The organism is uncultured Boseongicola sp., from assembly GCF_937988555.1.
Taxonomy (GTDB): domain Bacteria; phylum Pseudomonadota; class Alphaproteobacteria; order Rhodobacterales; family Rhodobacteraceae; genus Boseongicola.
On sequence record NZ_CALJXO010000079.1, the window covers coordinates 1 to 2,562 of the forward strand.

Here is a 2,562-nt window from a genome sequence, read left to right on the forward strand (position 1 = left end):
CAGCGCGTTTGCGTCGATCCTGATCTATGCGATGGACCTTTTGCCCAATCGGATCGGCTTGATCGGTGGGCTTTTTTACGGTTTGAACTTTGGGCTCGGGGGCGTGGCTGCGGCGTTTCTTGGCGTGCTTGCCGAAAGCTACGGCGTAGAGACGGTATACCTGATATGCTCTTTCCTGCCCCTTGCGGGAGTGTTTGCCTGGTTCCTGCCACGGATCGACGAAGGCAGATGAAGCGCCTCGGGACCTCGCATTAGCATGCAGAGATTGGCTCTGAGAGAAGACTGAACCTTATCATGTTGTCTGGCGATAGTGCCCAATAACACAACCTTATCTGCCATTCATGTAGCGCTGTGTCCGCCTTTAGATTTTTTGGGTGAGACCTTTCATTGAAAGCCACAATCGCGAACGGGAAAATCATTCAGACTCGAAAAGATCCCGGGCGAACACTTTTTCTTTGACCTCGCTCGGCCCGAAACTTCAGTCGATTGGCTTATTGCAGGGAGATTCGGGCGTTCTTGCATTTTAACGCATATTTCAGTATGCACTATAATATATATCAGAGGGATCGTTATGACCAAACTCCTCACACCCCACATTGCCACAATGACCGAAATGCGTGAACCGCATAAAGTGCTTGAACGTTCCGGCGGCAATCCGGTTGCGGTTTTGAAGAATTCGGCTCTGGTGGGATATTTTGTACCCGCCGAGGCTGTTCAGGAAACCGAAAGCCGTGTTGCCACACGCGACGAGGTCTTGGAAAGCCTCAAGCGCCGGAAAGATGTCAACCAACCCGTTCTTGACTACCTCAAGGACAAATAGGCGTGTTCAGACTCTTGTCTCCAGAACTTATTGACCTCATTCATGGCGAGGTTCTGAACCCTGGCGAACTTGTGGGACGCGCCCGTGACAAATCGCTCGACGGCGCGGTGTCGCGTGTGGACAACCGTCTTGCGTATGGATTGATTGAGGACGCGTTTGCGCTGGCGGCTTGTTATGGCGAGGCGATCGCTCAAGGCCGCTGCTACAATGACGGCAACAAACGTACAGCATACCAATCCATGGACGTCTGTCTCGATGTCAACGGCATCGCATTTAACTGGGCTGTGGAGGACGTCGGCGATCGAATAATTCTCCTGGCGCAGGGCAAGCTGGAAGCAGAAGATTTTGCGCACTGGCTGAGGTCTATGGTTGACCAGAAAACCTAATGATCCCGAGTATTGCCCGGCCCGTAAGGATCGGTTTCGCGAGTTAAATTGCGGCCAATTCTTATGACTTTTAACGAGGTGCGGCCAAGAATTCCTGACGAGAAGCGCCGGTCGCGTGCATTCCAAGCTTTGCTATTTGGTAATCGTTTGATGGTCTGCGTTATCGAAACGCACGTTTGCAGGAATTTGAGCCCATAAAGTCGACTGAGAGTGCGCATGATCGGGGGTTTGATGATGAGCGGGTTCAATCCGTTGCCAACCGGATGTCGGCCATCGGTAATGGAGACGGGTCGACCAGACTGGCAGAACATGAAGATGGGAGCGCCCCGTAAGTATGGGGTATCAGAAACCGGAGAAAACCATGTCGAGGGCTCCCCTTATCTCATAGTCGGATCCGGAAAGATCAGCGATTGGCTGTCCCCTGAGCAGCGCGGAGGGAATTGCCGCCATCTCGGCGGTGTGCAGGGCGTGGTCCTCGCCGTTAACCTCGAACACCGGTTCGAGGCGCCCGATTACCCTTGGGCCGGTTGAAACCACGATGAGAGGTGCGACGACGCGCGAACCAGTGTCGATCAGATCCGTCTGGAGATCGAGCACCAGCCGACCGCTGGCTAGCCGATAGACTTGGAACTGTGCCATCAGCTGATCTTCAACACCTGCATGTCTGCAAGTGGCATCCCATTGGCCTCAATCCATGTGTGGCGCTCAGAGATCGCCGCCGCATTCTCCACGGCCCAGGCCTCCGCCCGCGCGGCCCTAACCGCTTCTGCAATGGCAGCATCGCTGATCGCTGATACGTTAAGACCCAATTCTCGCGCGGCGGCAAGATTGGCCGCAGTCAGGCTGATGTTCGTGCGCTGCTTGTCCGTTGTCGTTTGCATCATATCCCTCTCCTTAGCACATGATCTATACACACGAGAAGTGTGTATTTCAATGGTGCAAAAGCCTCATGCTGCGCTGCAATCAATATGTTCGGGTACTCTGAATAGGCTGGCACAGCCTTCGCTACCTTGTCTCGCGTGCGCTGCGATTGTTGCGGGGATGGCTCGCGGTACATGTTATCGGGCATTTGCTTCTAAAATAGAGAAATATAGACGCCTGACGAAAACGCACTTTTTCATTTATAGTCAACGAGTTAGATCAACATCACCGCTCAAACACAACCTAAACGTGAATTTGGGTTCGTTCTGCAAAATCACGCCTCTGATACCTTGTGCCATTCGGTAAAGACCCGGTTTCGGCGGCCTTCGGCGCGCTTGCGATACCCCCGAAACCTGTGCATCCGCCGGGTGAGCTCGGCCGGCCTGTTCGGGTTGGTCCTTTTGAAGATCTTGAGAGACCCGACAAAAAATTCCC

The 2,562-nt window shown here is 53.6% G+C and carries 4 protein-coding genes and 1 pseudogene; 3 read left to right on the plus strand and 2 right to left on the minus strand.

The genetic code is table 11. The features are described 5' to 3' along the window. From Q1B15_RS04425 to Q1B15_RS04435, 3 genes and pseudogenes are all read left to right on the plus strand, one after another. Window positions 1-232, plus strand: a pseudogene (locus tag Q1B15_RS04425) (MFS transporter); the annotation flags it as partial. A 339-nt stretch (window positions 233-571) separates the two neighbouring features. Further along, entirely contained in the window at window positions 572-820 is a 249-nt protein-coding gene (locus Q1B15_RS04430) for a hypothetical protein (protein WP_299750744.1), read from the plus strand. A gap of 2 nt (window positions 821-822) precedes the next feature. After that, complete coding sequence (locus tag Q1B15_RS04435; RefSeq protein WP_299750747.1) at window positions 823-1,206, plus strand: type II toxin-antitoxin system death-on-curing family toxin; 384 nt, start codon at window positions 823-825, stop codon at window positions 1,204-1,206. Between the two features lie 342 nt (window positions 1,207-1,548). Here Q1B15_RS04435 and Q1B15_RS04440 read toward each other — a convergent pair whose 3' ends face one another. Together Q1B15_RS04440 and Q1B15_RS04445 are read right to left on the minus strand one after the other, a co-directional pair. Continuing rightward, the gene (locus Q1B15_RS04440) at window positions 1,549-1,845 is read right to left on the minus strand and encodes a CcdB family protein (RefSeq protein WP_299750749.1); all 297 of its coding nucleotides are present in this window, start codon (window positions 1,843-1,845) and stop codon (window positions 1,549-1,551) included. Beyond that, complete coding sequence (locus tag Q1B15_RS04445; RefSeq protein ID WP_299750752.1) at window positions 1,845-2,090, minus strand: type II toxin-antitoxin system CcdA family antitoxin; 246 nt, start codon at window positions 2,088-2,090, stop codon at window positions 1,845-1,847. The genes Q1B15_RS04440 and Q1B15_RS04445 overlap by 1 nt, the downstream gene beginning before the upstream one ends. Window positions 2,091-2,562: the final 472 nt, after the last annotated feature.

Excerpts from the sequence above, each read along its gene's own strand:
- Q1B15_RS04430 (WP_299750744.1), top strand. The coding sequence starts at position 572 with ATGACCAAACTCCTCACACCCCACATTGCCACAATGACCGAAATGCGT.
- Q1B15_RS04440 (WP_299750749.1), bottom strand. The coding sequence starts at position 1,845 with ATGGCACAGTTCCAAGTCTATCGGCTAGCCAGCGGTCGGCTGGTGCTC.
- Q1B15_RS04445 (WP_299750752.1), bottom strand. The coding sequence starts at position 2,090 with ATGATGCAAACGACAACGGACAAGCAGCGCACGAACATCAGCCTGACT.